The sequence below is a fragment of the Pseudomonas sp. TWI923 genome (genome assembly GCF_039673365.1).
Taxonomy (GTDB): domain Bacteria; phylum Pseudomonadota; class Gammaproteobacteria; order Pseudomonadales; family Pseudomonadaceae; genus Aquipseudomonas; species Aquipseudomonas sichuanensis.
The window spans coordinates 1-15,937 of the sequence record NZ_JBDJLM010000038.1; the positions used below are offsets into that span (position 1 = coordinate 1).

Consider the following 15,937-nt stretch of genomic DNA (forward strand, 5'->3'; position numbering starts at 1 on the left):
CTCCCACGCTGGACTCTGTGGGAGCGGGCTTGCCCCGCGATGTTTTCAAGCCAAGTACAGCACTCGGATCAAACCTTGAATTGCGCCACCATGGCGTTCAATTCCACCGCCAGGCGCGACAGGTCTTGCGCCGCCGCGCTGGTCTGGTTGGCGCCGGCGGAAGTCTGCATGGCCAGGTCGCGAATGTTCACCAGGTTACGATCCACTTCCCGTGCCACCTGCGCCTGTTGCTCCGAGGCACTGGCGATCACCAGGTTGCGCTGGTTGATCGAGGCGATGGCCTCGGCGATCAGCTCCAGCGCCTGGCCGGCCGACTGCGCCACTTCCAGCGTACCGTTGGCGCGGCCCTGGCTGCTGTGCATGGCGCTGACCGCGCGCCCGGTGCCGTCCTGGATGCCGCCAATCATCTGCTCGATCTCGGCGGTGGACTGCTGGGTGCGGTGGGCCAGTGCCCGTACTTCGTCAGCGACCACTGCAAAGCCGCGCCCGGCCTCGCCGGCGCGGGCTGCCTCAATGGCCGCGTTGAGCGCCAGGAGGTTGGTCTGCCCGGCAATCGAACCGATCACGTCCAGGACCCGGCTGATTTCGTTGGCGCTGCTGGCCAGCTGTTCGATTTCCTGGGAGGTGCCGGTGACGTCGTCGACCAGATGCTGGATCGAGCTCAAGGCCTGGTTGACCTGGTCGCGGCCGTCGCGGGTGGTCTGGTCGGCGCCCTTCGACGCATCGGCGGTACTCACCGCGTTGTTGGCCACTTCCTCGACCGCCGCGGTCATCTGGTTGACTGCCGTGGCGGCCTGGTCGATTTCGGCGCTCTGCTGATGCAGGCCGCGGCTGGTGTCTTCGGTGACCGTGTGCAGTTCTTCGGAGGCCGAGGCCAGTTGGTCGGAGGAGGCGGCGATCTTGCGCAGGGTGTCGCGCAGGCTCTGTTGCATCTGGCTCAGGGCACGCAGCAGCAGTGCCGGTTCGTCACGACCGCTGACCTGAATGTCGCGGGTGAGGTCGCCGGTGGCCACACGCTCGGCCACGGCCACGGCGTCGGCCAGCGGGACGACGATGCTGCGGGTAAGCAGGATGGCGATGGCGATGAGGGCGATGATGATGACCAGCAGTGAGCTGACGATCACGCTGAAGGCTTCGTCGGCGACGTCGCTGCTGCGCTGCGAAGCATCTTCGGCGCCCTTGCCGTTGTAGGCGATCAGGGCCGCCATGGCCTTCATCATGCTGTCGGCACGTTGGGTGAGCGGGCCGCTGATCTTGCGTTTGGCATCGGCCGCGCGGCCGGCGTTGATGTCCTTCAGTACTTCCTGCTGCAGGCTGTAGTACTGCTGGTGGGCAGCGTTGAAGGCATTGAACAGGGCACGGTCATCGGCGGCGATGATGGTGTCTTCGTAGTCTTTGAGGGCGGCTTGCAACTGATCGTTGACGGTCTGGAGCAGTGCGGTATTGCGGGCGCGCTCGTTGCTGTCGTCATCCAGGGCTGTGCGCAGGGTGAGCGCGCGGACGCGGCCGAGGTTGCTGCCGATGTCGTTGAGGGCAACGATGGCGGGGATCCAGGTGATGCGAATTTCGTCGGTGGCGCTGTCCATCTGTCGGGTTTCGTAGAGAGAAAGCAGGCCCATTGCCAGGACCAGTGCACCTAAAAGCGCGAACACGCTGGCGGCGCGTTTGCCGATCTTCATATTCCGTAACTGCATGGCATGCTCCTTGACGTTGGCGTGCAGGCGTCAAGAGCATGGTTTGAGGGCCGTGATGGCGGGTGCCAGGCTCTCGATGCGCTGCGGGTTAGGTGTGTTCCTCACCTTCGTGATGTTTTTTTGGCGCCAATGATGCCATATGGCCATTATTATTGACCAGTCATTCAATGTAACAGCACGTACAGGCTGATCCGTCATAATCTGACGGATCAGTCAGTTTTAGTTCACTTATACGATGGCAATCGCCGGGTCTGCGGCTGCCAGCGCCTGTTCACGGTCGGCTGCTGGTGGGTAGATCCACAGGGTGTTGATCTGGCGCTTGAGGTTCTTGCCTTCCTGGCCTTGCAACACCAGTTCGCGTTCCCAGCCTTCGCTATACGCCGCGCCCCATTCGCCCAGGTCCAGGCAGGTGACGTACTTCGGCTGGCGGTACACCACGGGCGCCAGGCCCAGCAGGTCGGCCATGGCGTTGTTGCCCGAATGGCGGCCCATGGGGATGGCGTGCTGGCAGGTCATCAGCGCGTGGTTGCCGATGTCGTCCACCGCGGCCCAGGCGACGTCGCCGGTGGCGTAGATATGCTCCTGACCGACAACTTTAAGGTGCGGGTCAACCCGCAGCCGGCCCAGGGCGTCACGCTCGCCTGCGACCTGCGCGGTCAGCGGGCTGGCCTTGACGCCAGCAGTCCAGATCACGGTATTGCTGGCGATGTGTTCGCCATTGTCGAGGGTCACGCCGCCTGCCTCTACGGCCACTACCGAAGCACCGGTCAGCCACTCGACACCGGCGTGTTCCGAGGCGGCGACGATGGCCGGGGTGATACCGGCGCCAAGGGCGGCACCGATGCTGTCGGCCCGGTCCACCAGCACCACGCGGACATTGCCTTCACCGAGGATGGCACGCAGACGGGGCGTCATTTCGGTAGCGGTCTCGATGCCGGTGAAGCCGCCGCCGCACACCACCACGGTGTTGCGTGCCGGCGAGGCGGGCAGCCTGGCCAGGCCAAGCAGGTGCTGTTCCAGGCGTACAGCCGACTCCATCTGGTCGACGTCGAAGCTGTGCTCGGCCAGGCCCGGCACGGCGGGGCGAGCGACCTGGCTGCCGGCGGCGAGGATCAGGCGGTCGTAGCCCAACTGCTGGTGCTGGCCGTTGGCGTCGATGTAGCCGACCTGGCGCGCGGCGCTGTCGATGCTTTCGGCGTTGCCGTGGATGAACTGCACGCCAACCACGTCGAACAAGTCGCTCAGCGGGGCCTGCAAGGTGTGGGCATCGGCTTCGTAGAAGCGTGGGCGGATGCGCAGCTCTGGCTGCGGGGCCAGCACGCTGATGCTCACGTCGCCGGCCTGGGCCTGGTCGAGCAGGCGAGCGGCGCTGAGGGCGCTCCATACACCGGCAAAGCCGGCACCGATGATCAGGATATGTGGGGTCATGTGAGTGCTCCGCTAGGTGGGGAAAGGGCTTCGGTGGTGCGTTGGCTGCCTGCCGAATAACTGCGACTGTATTGATCGGAGTTTGTCTCGACAAGTATTTTTTTCAACCAGCCCCCGTCCGGGCCTTCGCAAGTTCGGTCTAAACCTGCGGTTTTGCTGGTTTGCAGGGGCTTTTTGTGCTGATGGGCTGGCGACGGGCGGCAAGCTGAGGCTTTGCCACTTGCCGGTGATGGGCGTAGTATTTGCGACAAATTCAGTCGGAGATTGACATGTCGCTCTACAGTGCCGGCGTCGAGTACGGTATCCATTGCCTGTTGTTCCTGGTGGACGAGCGTGGCGACAGCCGCGAGTCCAGCGTGCGCGACCTGGCCGAGTTGCAGGGTGTACCGCAGGAGTACCTGGCGAAGGTGTTCACCAAGCTCGCTCGGGCCGGGCTGGTTGCGGCCACCGAGGGGGTGCGGGGTGGTTTCCGCCTGGCGCGGCCGTCGGATGAAATAACGGTGCTGGATATCGTCACGGCCATCGATGGGCACAAGAGGATTTTCGACTGCCGCGAGATTCGGGAGCGTTGTGCGGTGTTCGAGGGCTCGGCACCGGCCTGGGCGGTCGAGGGGACGTGTGCGATCAATGCGGTGATGCTGGGGGCGCAGAAGCGCATGGAGGAGGCTTTGGCGCAGCAGACGATCCTGGACTTGGCGCGGCGGTTCGGGCGCAAGGCGCCGGCGGCGTTTGGGCAGCAGGTCAATGAGTGGATGGGGGAGCGGCGGGACGGGAAGGGGAGTGGTAGCGGGGATATACCGGTGGTGGCTGTTTAAGTTGTTCTAGGGTTGCTGTTTCTTTTCTTGATTTCTTGATTTTATTCAGTGAGCGCGTTTTTGTTTTGATAGGTTTATGCGCATTCATTTGCGATGTCGACGCGTAGTCACCTTTCCGCCCTTACGGCGGGTTACTTTTTTTCTTGGAAAAAAGTAACCAAAAACCGCTCGCTCCATTCATACGGCCCTCCGCTGCGCTCCGGGTCCCTTCGCTCCGGCGTCCTCCGGGCCCGCGCGGCCTCCGACTTGCTGCGCAAGTCTACATCTCGCGCCTTCGGCTAACGCCGAAGGGTGCTGCGCACCAGAGCCCTCCAGACGCCTGCGCTCAGCCTCCTGAAGTCGCGAAGTTAGGGGCGGCGCCTGGGCTGGCTTTAGCTGTCGCTAGCGGCTATGGCGCTAAACTCTTGATCGGCAACGGCAACGGCAACGGCAACGGCAACGGCAACGGCAACGGCAACGGCAACGGCAACGGCAACGGCAACGGCAACGGCATAGCGCAGAGCTTGCCTCGTGTGGACGCTAGCGATCTGCGCGCGGCAGGGTGGGGTCTACCAGCCCCCCGTTGTTGCGCTCGCAATCGCTACGCGCCTGGCTCAGGCTTGGGGTGTCGTAGTAGTAGGTGATGATCCGCGCATCCTTGGGCCCATCAGCGCTTGTCGAGGACCGGCCCGGCCTGTCGGCGCAGGGCCTTGGCACGCTTCTCGAGGAACAGGTAGGTCACCACCGCCAACAGCAGTGGAATCAGGTAGTACAACGTTCGATAGCCCAGTAGCGCGGCGATCAACGTGCCTTGGCCGAGCTGACCGTGGAGCAGGGCGAGGAACACCGCCTCGAGCACGCCGAGCCCTGCGGGAATGTGGGCGACCACGCCGGCCACGCAGCTGATCAGCAACACACCCAGCACCGACGGATAGAACAGGTCCGGCGGCAGCAGCAGGTGGATCAGCGCTGCCATCAGCGCCCAGTTGCTTGCGCCCAAGGCCACCTGGCACAACGCCAGACGCAGGCTCGGCAGGGTGACTTCGTGCCCGCGCATGTCCCATGTGCGCCGCCTGGCGAAGGCGCAGGCGAACAGGTAGGCCAATGCGACCGCTACCATCAGCACGCCGATCAGGCGCAGGCCGCCGGCGCCCACCGCCCAGCTTTCCGGCAGTTTGACCATACCGAATGCGAACACCGTGCCTGCCAGCAGCAGGTAGCCCATCCAGTTGGTCAACAGACCCAGGGTGAGGATGCGGGTGATGGTCGGGGTATCCAGACCCAGCCTGCTGTACAGGCGATAACGCAGGGCCACGCCGCCGACCCAGGTGGTGAAGTTGAGGTTGAACGCATAGCAGACGAACGCGACCGGCAGTACCTGGCGAGCCGGCAGGCGGTGGCCAGTGTAGGCACGGGCGAGCAGGTCGTAGCTGGCGAATACCAGGTAGCTGCACAGTGCCAGCAGCAACCCCATGGCCAGGGTCGAGGGGCGGTAGGCCAGCAGCGAGTGGCGGACTTCGTTCCAGTCCAGGTTACGCGCCAGGGTGAACAGCAGTATCGGGATCAACACCAGAAACAGCACGGTCAGCAGGCGTTTGCCCCAGGTCTTCCAGCGTGGCGTGGCCATCAGGTCTTGCCCCTGTGGTAATCGGCCGGGGCCTCGCTGTCGGCTTGCAGCGACTGCAGGCGCTGCCGGTGCGCCGGGAACCAGCCGGCGATACGCGGGAAGTAGCGGGTGATGTGGAAACCCAGGAAGATCAACGGTGCGCGCCACCAGTAGCCGCGCACCATGCGCTCCAGCGTCACGCTCTTGCAGTGATCGCGGCTCAGTTCGCTCAAGTGCTGGTACAGGTGTTCGTTGAACGCACGGTCGCGGATCAGCAGGTTGGCCTCGAGGTTGAACGACAGGCTCAGCGGGTCGAGGTTGCTCGAGCCTACGGTGGACCAATGGTTGTCCACCAACGCCACCTTGCCGTGCAGCGGGCGCTGGCAGTACTCGTGGATGCGCACGTCGTCGCGCAACAGGTAGTTGTAGAGCAGCCGCGAGAGCGTGCGTACCCAGCGCATGTCCGGTTGCCCCTGGAGGATCAGCGTCACCTCGACCCCGCGCCGGGCGGCGTTGCGCAGTTCGCGCAGCAGGCGGTAGCCGGGGAAGAAGTAGGCGTTGGCGACGACGATGCGTTGCCTGGCCTCGCGAAACGCTTGCAGGTAACAGACCTCGATATCGTTACGATGGCGAAGGTTGTCGCGCTCCACCAGCAGGGCACTGGCCGAGCCGGCGGCGCTGCTCGGTTCGACCTGGTTGGCGTTTTCCAGCACCGGCGCGAGCATCCGGCAGGTGGAGGCGTGCACTTGGGCCACCACCGGGCCGACGACCTCCACCGCATAGTCCTGCTTGGCCTGCGGGCCGAAGTCGCCAAGGTGGTCGGCGCTGTAGTTGATGCCGCCGATGAAGGCGCGTTTTCCGTCGATCACCAGGATCTTGCGGTGCAAGCGGCGGAACAGGTTGGTGCGCATGCCGGCCAGCCGCGGTTGTGGATCGAACGAATGGAAACGTACCCCGGCCTCGGTCATCGAGGAGATGAAATTCTCGGGCAGGTCGGCGGTGCCGTAGCCGTCCGCCACCACCTCGACCCGTACCCCGCGCCGCGCGGCGTCTATCAGGGCTTGGCGCAAGGGTTGGCCGACCTTGTCGTCGTAGATGATGAAGGTTTCCAGAAGGATCTCCTCGCATGCCTGGGCCATGGCCTCGAACACGCGCGGGTAGTACTGCTCGCCGTTTATCAGCAATTCGATGTGGTTGCCGTCGCACCAGGGCTGCTTCATAGCGTCACCTGCGCCACGAGTGGGGCATGGTCGGAGAGGTGTGACCAGGGGTATCTGGACAGCACACGTGCCTGGCAAGCTTGTGCATTGCGCAGGTAGATGCGGTCCAGGCGTAGCAATGGCAGGCGGGCGGGAAAGCTACGTGCCGGCTTGCCGAAGGCCTCGACCAGGCGGCCCGAAAGCCGCGCATCCGCTTTCAGACGCCAGTCGTTGAAATCGCCGGCGACGATGACCGGCTCGTGCGGCGGCAGGCTGTCAAGCAACGCCAGCAGCAGATCGACCTGCTGCTGACGATGGTCTTCACGCAGGCCTAGGTGCACGCAGATCGCGTGCACCTGCTCATGGCCGGGCACTTCGAGCAGGCAGTGCAGCAGGCCACGCTCTTCGTTGCCACGGATCGTGACGTCGAGGTTGTCGTGGGCGCGGATCGGAAACTTGGACAGCAACGCGTTGCCATGGTCGCCATGGGGATAGACCGCGTTGCGTCCGTAGGCGAACTGCGGCCACATGCTGTCGGCGAGGAACTCGTACTGAGGTGCTGTCGGCCAAGTCGGATGGCGCTCGGCATGCTGTTGGTGGCTGCCGTGCACCTCTTGCAGGAAAACCAGATCGGCACCAGTGGTGCGGACCGCCTCGCGCAGCTCCGGCAGGATGAAACGGCGGTTGAACAGGGTGAAGCCCTTGTGCACATTGAGGGTCAGCACCGTCAGGTGGTGCACGCCAGTCACCTTGTCGATGATGCAGCGTGGGGCAGGCAGGGTCCCGTTCATAGTGGCTCCTGCGGCTCCACTTCAGGCTCGGTCACCCGCTCGTCGTCCTGGCGCAGCCCGTTGGGGTAGAACGCCTTGCGCCATGGGCCATAGCGCCAATCGGCAATTCCAATGCGGATCTTGCTCACGAGAGCCCCCTGCGTTCGTGTACTCATCAGTAGCGACCGGCAGCAGGGCGAGAGGGTTCAGCAGGATTGACGAGTGGCGCGGGTGAACAGCAGCGCGCACCTCGGCAGGCACGCGCCTTGTCAGCCTCTGTCAGAAACTGCCCTTGAGCGTCAGCATGAAGTTGCGCGGCTCACCATAGTAGTTACCCCAGCCAGTAGCACCGACGGTCGAGTAATAGCGCTTGTCCAGCAGGTTGTTGCCGTTCAGCGCCAGGCTCCAGTGATCGTCGAGGCGATATTGCACGCGGCCGCTCCACAGGGTGTAGCCCGCTTGCTCGATACTCAGGGTGCCCTGGCGGCGGAAGTTGTCGCTCTGGCTGGAAACACCGGCGCCGACGGTCCAGCGTCCAAGCGCGCCTGCCAGTTGGTAGTCACCCCAGACCTTCAGCATGTGGCGCGGAATGAAGCTGGAGGTGAACGTCAGCTCGGTCGGGTCAGTCTCGTTGATGGTCTTCAGGTACTTGGTCTGGGTATAGGTGTAGCCGGCCAGCAGTTGCAGGCGATCGACGGGTGAGCCGCTGACCTCGGCCTCGAAGCCCTGGGCGCGGACGTTGCCGCTGTCGCTGTAGCAGTAACCGTCGCTCGAACCGCCGCAGACGTTCTCGAAGTCGGTCTCGGCACGGTGGTCTTCGATGGTCCGGAACAGGTTGAACGAGGTGTTGAGGTTGCCGTCGAGCAGTTCACCCTTGATGCCCAGCTCATAGCTGCCGCCAGTCTTGGGCTGCAGCGATCGACCATCGGCAGTGGTCAGGTTGCCTTGCGGCTGAAAGATCTGCGCGTAACTGGCGTAGGTCGTCCACTGGTCGTTCAGATCGTAGAGCAAGGCGCCGAATGGCGTGACTTCGCCGTTTTCCTTGCTGCGGATATGTTCCCAGGTATCCCAGCGCTGGGTGTAGGAGTCGCGGTCGTTGCGGTACCAACTGGCGCGGGTACCCAGCACCAGGGTGAGAGGCTCGGCCAGTTTCAGACGCAGGTTGGCATAGGTGCCCCACTGGCGCGTGGTGGAGTCGGTCGGGAACGGGCCGCCGCGGATAGTGCCGGTCTGGTAGTCGGCCTTGGACGGGCGTGGGAAGTTATCCGATGGATCGAAAGGATTCTGTCTTCCGCTCAATGCCAGCAAGGCGAAGTAGTCGTGATTGTTCTGGCGGCTGGCGTTGGCACCCACGATCAGTTCGTGCTCCAGGCCGAATGCCTCGAATTTGCCGTCGATGTAGCTATCGAAACCGTAGTCGGTCTGATCGTAATCGAAGCGGCCCGAGTAGCTCCCCATCGCGCCGTTGGTGGCGCCAACCGGCACCGAGCCCTCGGAGTAGCCGTACTCGATGTTCTGGTTGTTGTGGGTGTAGACCGAAGCGAAGTTCAGCGACCAGTCATCGTTGAAGCGATGTTTCAGGTCGGCGAAGCCTGTGATGCGCTCGCTTTGCAGGTCATTCCAGCTGGCACCCAGGCAGGTCGAACGGGACAACTTCAGGTCGCTGCCATCGGCATAGCGAGGCAGGCCGTGGTAGCAGGGTGAGGCGTCGACGTCCTCGTAGGCCAGGCCCACGCCCAGGGTAGTGTCGGGCGTCATGTCCCAGTCCAGGGCACCGTACAGCACCTGGTCCTGGCGCTTGGCGTCGTCGTAGAAGTACTGACGGTCCTGCAAGGTGGCGACCGCGCGGCCGCGCACGGTGCCCGACTCGTTCAGCGGGCCACCTACGTCCACCTGGCCACGGTAGTTGTCCCAGGTGCCGGCAGACAGTGTCAGCGTGGTATGGACCTTGTCCTGGCCGCGCTTGCGCACGAAGTTGACGCCGCCGGCGGAGGAGCCGGAGCCCTTCATCATCCCGGCCGCGCCCTTGAGGATCTCCACGCGGTCGTAAAAGGCCATGTCGCTCGAGAAACTGTTGGCCTGCACATAGTTGCCGCCCACATCCAGCGGCACGCCATCGTACTGGTACTGGCCATCGAGATTGAAACCGCGGGAGTAGAAGTACTTGCCGCCCATGGGCGAGTCATAGACGGTGATACCTGGCGTCTTGTCCAGCACCTGCTCCAGCGTGTTGAGGTTCTGGTCGTCGAGCATCTTGCGGGTCATGACCGTGACCGACTGCGGGGTTTGCTTGAGCGTATGCACGCCTTTGCCGATGGTCACCGCGCGCGCCGCGTAGGACTGGGTGCCCTCGCTGGTGGCGTCGAGGCGGTTGGCGTCGATCGTCAACGGCCCCAGCTCCATCGCCGCGCCGTTGTCAGCCGGGACCAGCACATAGCCGCCGTTGCTTTGACGCTGGGCTTGCAGCCCGCTACTGGCAAGCAGCCGCAGCAGACCTTCCTCGACGCTGTAGCTACCCTCGAGCCCGGTTGTGCGCAGTTGTCGGGTCTGCTCTGTGTCGAACGAGATGGTTACCCCAGCCTGCACACCGAACTGGGTGATGGCGTTGCCCAGAGGGCCGGCGGCGATGTGGTAGCTGTTTTGGCTGCTGGCCATGGCGTGGGCCGGTGCGAGCAGCGCGCAGGGTACGGTGGCGAGAGACAGGCCGAAGGCGAACCGGCGGATGGCCTGGCTCAGGCGGGCGGTGGGGTGGGGAGCGGGCATGGGGTGATCCTTGCGTGTCATGGCGGAAAGTCGCTGTCGTCGCGGCTTGTGTCATGGACGGACGAGAATCGAAATCAGCAAGATTACCGAGAACTTATTTCGTGCAGGGTTCAGGCAGGCTCCACACTGACCCAGTAGCGGCTCAGGTAGTGCACCTTCACCGGCAGGGATTTCGGCAGGTTCGCTAGGGCGATATCGGTGTCGTCGATGCGGTACGACCCGGAAATGTTCATGCCACGAATGGCCGGGGCGCAGCGCGGCACCCCGGTTCGGTAGCGACCCAACTCATCGATGAAGTCGCCTAGACGCCAGTCGTTCACGCTGAGCATGCCCTGCACCCAGGCTGCAGAGTCGGCGGGCAGGGGTTGGGCGCGGGTGAACGTATCGTTGTCGAAGTCCGTCTGTTGCCCGGCGTCCAGTCGCAGCATTCGGTCCAGATGGTGCCGGGGGCGTACCTCGACAGCCGATTGCAAGACACCGACCCGTGTCTGCTCCGATAGCTGCCGCACACTGAATTGCGTCCCCAGCGCCCGCACGCTGCCGTTTTTGCTGTGCACGATGAACGGGCGTCGGGCGGGGTCGCTGGCGGTGCTGACCAGGATCTCGCCACGGTGCAGCTCGATCGCCCGGACCTGCGCGTCGAAACGCACATCCAGCGCGGTGTCGACGTTCAGCTCCAGGTGCGAGCCGTCCTCCAGGCGCAGCGAGCGCCGCTCGCCGGTGCCGGTGCGCTGCTGGGCGAGCAGGGCGCGGTAGGGTACCTGCTCGCTGGCCAGCCAGGTGCCGCCGCCGATGGCCAGCAGCATGCCCAGAGCCTTCAGCACCTCGCGGCGCTGCGCCTGAGCCGCGCCCAGGCTCGACAGCGCGGCCTGGCGCGGCACCATCGACCATTGCCGCTGGAGCTTTTCCACCCGCGCCCAGGCTTCGGCATGGGCCGGGCTGGCGGCCAGCCACGCCTGCCAGGCCTGGGTCTGTGCTGTGTCGGCATCGCCGTCATTGAGCTGCACGTACCAGGTCGCGGCTGCTTCTAGGGTCTTCAGATCCAACGTCAGGCCCATCAGCTCTCGACCAACAGCAGGCAGCGGGTCATGGCCCGGATCAGGTGGTTTTTCACCGTAGTGACCGATACGTCGAAGCGTTGGGCGACCGCCGCGTAGGTCAGCCCTTCCAGTTGCACCGCGAGAAAAATGTCGCGTGTCCTGGGACCCAGTTCGTCGAGCAGCGCATCGACCGATACCAGCATCTCGATGATCGACAGGCGAATCTCTGGCGACACCTCGACCGGCTCAGGGCGCAGGGCGAGGGCCTGCAGATAGGCCTGCTCGATGGCCCGGCGGCGAACCTTGTCGATCAACAGTGCGCGGGCAATGGCGCTCAGATAACTGCGTGGCTCGCGGATGGGCGCTTGGTTGCGGGCGGTCATGACCCGCAGGAAGGTGTCGTGGGCCAAGTCGGACGCGTCGGCAGTATTGCCCAGGCGAGCGCGCAACCAGCTTTTCAACCAGCCGTTGTTTTCGCTGTACAGCTGGTGAAGCGCCGAACGGTCGAGCGTCGACATAGAGCGGTTTCCATGATGTAAATGGTAATTGATCGCATTGTCTCGGTGTGGCGAGGGGATTGCAAGATGTGCAGCTGCTTGGAGTTTCAGGGGCTGTGTTAATCCTGGCGATGCGAGAGCACCTGCGACCTCGTACTTCCTCGGGGTGAGAGCAAATGCACTACCTCATTCCGGGACCGCACATCTATAGGCTATCGGGATCCCCGAAGAACATCTGTATCCGCGACCTGAGCCAGCGCTCCGCCGGGTCATTGTCCTGCGCCCCGCGCCAAGCCATATGCAATTCGAAACTGCGCACCTCCAGTGGCAGGTCCTCAGCCCGCAACCCGCCAGCGGCGGTAAGCGCATCCGCGGTGTAGTCCGGCACCGTGGCGACAATATCGGTCCCCGCCAGCAAACTCCCCAGCCCGTTGAACTGCGGTACCGCCAGCACCACATGGCGCTTACGGCCGATTTCGTCCAGCGCTTCATCGATGAAACCGGACAAGTCGCCGGCAAACGACACCAACGCATGGGGCCGGGCGCAGAAATCGTCGAGGCTGATGCTGCCGGGCATGCTGTCGGCGCGCAGCAACTTGGGCATGCTGCGGCGCAGCACCTTGCGCTTGGCGTTGGCGGGCAGGTCGCTGGTGTAGCTCACCCCCACCGAGATTTCCCCCGATGCCAGCAACGTCGGCATCAGCAGGTAATTGACCCTTCGAACCACCAGCACAATGCCGGGGGCCTCGGCGCGGATACGCTTGAGCAGTTGCGGCAGCAGGGCGAACTCGGCGTCGTCGGAAAGGCCGATGCGAAACACTGCATTGCTGGTGGCCGGGTCGAATTCGGCGGCGCGGCTGACTGCAGTGGAGATCGAGTCCAGGGCTGGCGAGAGCAGGGCGAAGATCTCGTGGGCGCGGGCCGACGGCTCCATGCTGCGGCCGGTGCGCACGAACAGCGGGTCGTCGAACAGGCTGCGCAGGCGCGACAGCGCGGCGCTGATGGCCGGCTGGCCGAGGAACAGCTTTTCGGCGGCGCGGGTCACGCTGCGTTCGTGCATCAGGGTTTCGAACACGATCAGCAGGTTGAGGTCTACGCGACGCAAGTCGTTACGATTCATTCGATGCGGCTCGCCAGTCAGTGGGGCAGGGGTGAATCTTAAGGCCAAAGGCTGTTACCCTGCACCGATTTGTGGGAGCCAATGCGCAGATTTGCCTGGGGCCCAATCAATGACAGGCATGTCGACTATTAACGGCCACTGATGGCCCAAAGCGCAAAGCCCGGATAAAGTCCGTGGTAATACGAGATTCACACAGGCGAGGTATGCGATGTCCCGCATGATCCGTTTCCACAAGTTCGGTCAGGCCGATGTGCTCCGTTGCGAGGAGCAGGCCGAACCGTCCCCGGCGGCCGGCGAGGTGCAGGTGCGCGTCGAGGCGATCGGCATCAGCTGGTACGACGTGCTCTGGCGGCAGAACCTGGCGCCTTCCCAGGCACGTCTGCCTGCAGGCATCGGCCATGAAATGGCCGGTGTGGTCATGGCGGTTGGCGAAGGGGTGGACGACATTGCGGTGGGCGACCGGGTCGCCAGCTTCCCGGCCACTAGCCCCAATGATCACCCTGTCTATGGTGATGTGATCGTGCTGCCGCGCAGCGCCATCACCCGTTACCCCGATGTGCTGACCCCGATCGAAGCCAGCGTGCATTACACGCCGCTGCTGATCGCGTATTTCGCCTATGTCGATCTGGCCCGGGCCAAGGCCGGCCAGACTGCGCTGGTCACCGATGCCAGCCACTGTGCAGGGCCGGCTTTCGTGCAGTTGGGCAAGGCCCTGGGGCTGAAGGTGTTCGCCGCCACCAAGGAGCCGGAGCAGCGTGAATACCTGCTCGGCCTGGGCGCGGACAAGGTGATCGTTACCGAAGAGCAGGACCTGGTCCTGCAGGTCGGCAAGTACACCAACGGCCGTGGCGTGGACATGGTCCTCGATGGCATGGGCGGGCCGCAGATGTCGCTGCTCGGCGACGTGCTGGCGCCGCGCGGCAGCTTGGTGCTGTATGGCCTGCAGGGTGGCAACCAGACGCCGTTCCCGGCTTGCGCGGCGTTCCAGAAGAACATCCAGTTCCATGTGCACTGCATCGGCAACTTCACCGGCAAGCCGGAGCTGGGCATCGCCCAGGACCAGGTTGCCCTGCAGCGTGCGTTGCGTGACATCAACCAGTTCACCGCCGACCAACTGCTGACCCCGCAGATCATCAAGGTGTATCCGTTCGACCAGGTGGTCGCGGCCCATCGCCATATGGACGAATGTCCGTGTGGGGGGCGTGTGGTGTTGGACATGGCGGTGAGTTGATCGCCAGCGACTGTTGCCATCATGAAAAAGCCCGAGCAATGTCTCGGGCTTTTTTTCGGATGTATCCTACGGCGATTTAAGATTACTTGCTGAGGCTGTAGTGGAAGTGTCTAGTTAACCCACTGCAACTTCAATAAATTGTTCTTTGCCCGGGCTATTCATCATTTTTATGTTTCGACTCGTCAGCATGTGTGTGCCAGGCCAATGAACGCCACCAGGGGCGCAGTGGCGCTGGGTTGTAGCCTGTTCGGCGACAGTCACCGAAGTATTAATCCTCTTTTGTCTTTCTTGGTTTTGGGAAATTTCCTTCAAGATCGGGGTTTAATTCATCTGCCAAACTCTGCTTTTGGATCTGATCCGATCAGAAAGATGGAGTGACTACATGAACAATACCCATGACCAGGCCATGCACTATGTTTATCAACAAGTATTGCAACGAATCTTCGAACATCTGAACCAGGCGCAGCGCGCTTCCATTCAACTGTTGATGCAACGGTTGCTGGTGATCGCTGGCGGCCATGCGCAGATCGCTGATCTGCGTCTGGTGCTGTTGCACGGTGGCGACCAGCGCAGCGCCCATTTGCTCGCCTACCTGCGCGCGGCGCAATTGAGCATCGCCCTTCGCCATCATGCAACCTTCCGCCTACGCGTGCTCATTGCCAGGTCGCCTGGGCTGGACCGCGCGACGCTGGCCAGCCATGAGCGCTGCTTCAGTGCCTTGTTCCTGCATGACGACCCACGGGTGGAACTGCTGCTCAGCGACGGTGAGAGACTGGAACCATTCATTGCCGGTGAAACCAGTGGCGGCGGGCAGCTGGGCGATGCCGGCAAGGCCTGGCTGCTGTTCGGCCATCTGAGTGGCGGGCAGCCTGATGCACTGCTCGGCGGGCAAGCTTATTTGATGCTGGCGGAGGGGCTGAGCCAGGCACTGGCCGGCGCGGACCCAGAGGGTGGCGTGGATGCCTTGGTCACGGTGGTGCCGGTCGTGCAGCGCCGTCGTCTGCTGGCTTGGGCCCGGCGCTGCCTGAGCCAGGCCTGCGATGCCGCACCACCGGCCTTGCCACAGTGTGTACGTGTATTGACGCAGCAACTGGCACAACTGCGCTACCGGCTGGACGAGCCCGCGCCGTCAGTGCAGGTGGCACTGCCAGCCCAGGCTGCACGCCCCCTGCGTGTGGTCGCGGTGGATGACCTGCTGCAACTGGACGATGGGGCCTCGCTGGAACACATGCTGGGCCGCCGCGAGGTGCTGCCGTGTCAACTGCAGGGGCCGGCTGGGCTGTTTGACCCGCTGGCGCTGGCGCATCTGCATGGGTTGCATGGGCAGTACGTGAGCCTGCTTGGCTATCGCGAGGGCGTGCAGGGGTTGTTGCAGCGTCTGGGCCAGAGCCAGTTGGCCTGGCCTGAGGAATACAGCTTGCAGGCGCAAGCCAGCTTTGCGCAGGCCTATGGGGTGAGCGAAGAGCAACTGGTCTGCCTGCTGCTCACGCCGTTCGAGGCGCGGGGGCGCAACCTTGAGCGTTATGTGCAACGTTGTCACCCACGCATGCGGGTGGCATTGCCTTACCTGCACCGGGCGTTGCAGGGGCGCCCTTGCCCGGCGTTGGTAAGCCAATGGCTGGTGGATGTCAGCGGGTTGGAGCTGGTGCACCTGCGGGCGCTGTACGCCGGTACGCTGCCTGCGCAGGTGAGCCTGCAGGCCCAGGTGCTGGCACGGCGTGACCTGTGGTTGCGGCTGCTGCCGCTTCCTGCGCAGGAGCAGGTTGACCCACAGCTCCAGCGTCGTGGCTGAACG

Annotated in this window: 13 protein-coding genes; 3 read left to right on the forward strand and 10 right to left on the reverse strand. The window is 63.8% G+C overall.

All coding sequences use genetic code 11. The annotated features are described in order from the left end of the window. Positions 1 to 68 precede the first annotated feature (68 nt). The gene (locus tag ABE459_RS15575) at positions 69 to 1,694 is read right to left on the reverse strand and encodes a methyl-accepting chemotaxis protein (protein WP_346648060.1); all 1,626 of its coding nucleotides are present in this window, start codon (positions 1,692 to 1,694) and stop codon (positions 69 to 71) included. A 228-nt stretch (positions 1,695 to 1,922) separates the two neighbouring features. Continuing rightward, positions 1,923 to 3,122: an NAD(P)/FAD-dependent oxidoreductase gene (locus tag ABE459_RS15580; RefSeq protein ID WP_323833904.1), complete on the reverse strand. Its 1,200-nt coding sequence runs from the start codon at positions 3,120 to 3,122 to the stop codon at positions 1,923 to 1,925. Positions 3,123 to 3,391: 269 nt separating this feature from the next. On the opposite strand from ABE459_RS15580, the gene ABE459_RS15585 reads away from it, so the two are divergent. After that, positions 3,392 to 3,937: an Rrf2 family transcriptional regulator gene (locus ABE459_RS15585; RefSeq protein WP_323833906.1), complete on the forward strand. Its 546-nt coding sequence runs from the start codon at positions 3,392 to 3,394 to the stop codon at positions 3,935 to 3,937. A 646-nt stretch (positions 3,938 to 4,583) separates the two neighbouring features. Here ABE459_RS15585 and ABE459_RS15590 read toward each other — a convergent pair. From ABE459_RS15590 to ABE459_RS15625, 8 genes are all read right to left on the reverse strand, one after another. Beyond that, entirely contained in the window at positions 4,584 to 5,543 is a 960-nt protein-coding gene (locus ABE459_RS15590; RefSeq protein WP_323833425.1) for a lysylphosphatidylglycerol synthase domain-containing protein, read from the reverse strand. Continuing rightward, positions 5,543 to 6,742 (reverse strand): cardiolipin synthase ClsB, encoded by a 1,200-nt coding sequence (gene clsB / locus ABE459_RS15595; RefSeq protein ID WP_323833423.1) that lies wholly within the window; start codon positions 6,740 to 6,742, stop codon positions 5,543 to 5,545. The genes ABE459_RS15590 and clsB overlap by 1 nt, the downstream gene beginning before the upstream one ends. Further along, positions 6,739 to 7,512, reverse strand: coding sequence for an endonuclease/exonuclease/phosphatase family protein (locus tag ABE459_RS15600; RefSeq protein ID WP_323833421.1), 774 nt, complete (start codon positions 7,510 to 7,512; stop codon positions 6,739 to 6,741). Before ABE459_RS15600 ends, clsB begins: the two co-directional genes overlap by 4 nt. Beyond that, positions 7,509 to 7,640, reverse strand: a complete 132-nt coding sequence (locus tag ABE459_RS15605) for a hypothetical protein (RefSeq protein WP_262987485.1) — start codon at positions 7,638 to 7,640, stop codon at positions 7,509 to 7,511. Before ABE459_RS15605 ends, ABE459_RS15600 begins: the two co-directional genes overlap by 4 nt. Positions 7,641 to 7,770: 130 nt before the next feature. After that, the gene (locus ABE459_RS15610; protein WP_323833419.1) at positions 7,771 to 10,254 is read right to left on the reverse strand and encodes a TonB-dependent siderophore receptor; all 2,484 of its coding nucleotides are present in this window, start codon (positions 10,252 to 10,254) and stop codon (positions 7,771 to 7,773) included. 110 nt (positions 10,255 to 10,364) lie between these two features. Further along, positions 10,365 to 11,300: a FecR domain-containing protein gene (locus ABE459_RS15615; RefSeq protein ID WP_346648063.1), complete on the reverse strand. Its 936-nt coding sequence runs from the start codon at positions 11,298 to 11,300 to the stop codon at positions 10,365 to 10,367. A gap of 11 nt (positions 11,301 to 11,311) precedes the next feature. Next, positions 11,312 to 11,812: a sigma-70 family RNA polymerase sigma factor gene (locus ABE459_RS15620; RefSeq protein ID WP_125464313.1), complete on the reverse strand. Its 501-nt coding sequence runs from the start codon at positions 11,810 to 11,812 to the stop codon at positions 11,312 to 11,314. Between the two features lie 184 nt (positions 11,813 to 11,996). Next, the gene (locus ABE459_RS15625) at positions 11,997 to 12,911 is read right to left on the reverse strand and encodes a LysR family transcriptional regulator (RefSeq protein ID WP_125464312.1); all 915 of its coding nucleotides are present in this window, start codon (positions 12,909 to 12,911) and stop codon (positions 11,997 to 11,999) included. 208 nt (positions 12,912 to 13,119) lie between these two features. Here ABE459_RS15625 and ABE459_RS15630 point away from each other — a divergent pair, with 208 nt between their 5' ends. Together ABE459_RS15630 and ABE459_RS15635 are read left to right on the forward strand one after the other, a co-directional pair. Beyond that, positions 13,120 to 14,142: a zinc-dependent alcohol dehydrogenase family protein gene (locus ABE459_RS15630; RefSeq protein WP_125464311.1), complete on the forward strand. Its 1,023-nt coding sequence runs from the start codon at positions 13,120 to 13,122 to the stop codon at positions 14,140 to 14,142. 382 nt (positions 14,143 to 14,524) lie between these two features. Continuing rightward, positions 14,525 to 15,934 carry a hypothetical protein gene (locus tag ABE459_RS15635; protein ID WP_323833417.1) on the forward strand — a complete coding sequence of 470 codons (1,410 nt, stop codon included), beginning with the start codon at positions 14,525 to 14,527 and terminating at the stop codon, positions 15,932 to 15,934. Positions 15,935 to 15,937: the final 3 nt, after the last annotated feature.

Bases quoted from the DNA above. Each gene is read 5' to 3' on its own strand.
- ABE459_RS15575 (WP_346648060.1), bottom strand. From the start codon at position 1,694: ATGCAGTTACGGAATATGAAGATCGGCAAACGCGCCGCCAGCGTGTTC.
- ABE459_RS15580 (WP_323833904.1), bottom strand. From the start codon at position 3,122: ATGACCCCACATATCCTGATCATCGGTGCCGGCTTTGCCGGTGTATGG.
- ABE459_RS15585 (WP_323833906.1), top strand. From the start codon at position 3,392: ATGTCGCTCTACAGTGCCGGCGTCGAGTACGGTATCCATTGCCTGTTG.
- ABE459_RS15590 (WP_323833425.1), bottom strand. From the start codon at position 5,543: ATGGCCACGCCACGCTGGAAGACCTGGGGCAAACGCCTGCTGACCGTG.
- clsB (WP_323833423.1), bottom strand. From the start codon at position 6,742: ATGAAGCAGCCCTGGTGCGACGGCAACCACATCGAATTGCTGATAAAC.
- ABE459_RS15600 (WP_323833421.1), bottom strand. From the start codon at position 7,512: ATGAACGGGACCCTGCCTGCCCCACGCTGCATCATCGACAAGGTGACT.
- ABE459_RS15610 (WP_323833419.1), bottom strand. From the start codon at position 10,254: ATGCCCGCTCCCCACCCCACCGCCCGCCTGAGCCAGGCCATCCGCCGG.
- ABE459_RS15620 (WP_125464313.1), bottom strand. From the start codon at position 11,812: ATGTCGACGCTCGACCGTTCGGCGCTTCACCAGCTGTACAGCGAAAAC.
- ABE459_RS15625 (WP_125464312.1), bottom strand. From the start codon at position 12,911: ATGAATCGTAACGACTTGCGTCGCGTAGACCTCAACCTGCTGATCGTG.
- ABE459_RS15630 (WP_125464311.1), top strand. From the start codon at position 13,120: ATGTCCCGCATGATCCGTTTCCACAAGTTCGGTCAGGCCGATGTGCTC.
- ABE459_RS15635 (WP_323833417.1), top strand. From the start codon at position 14,525: ATGAACAATACCCATGACCAGGCCATGCACTATGTTTATCAACAAGTA.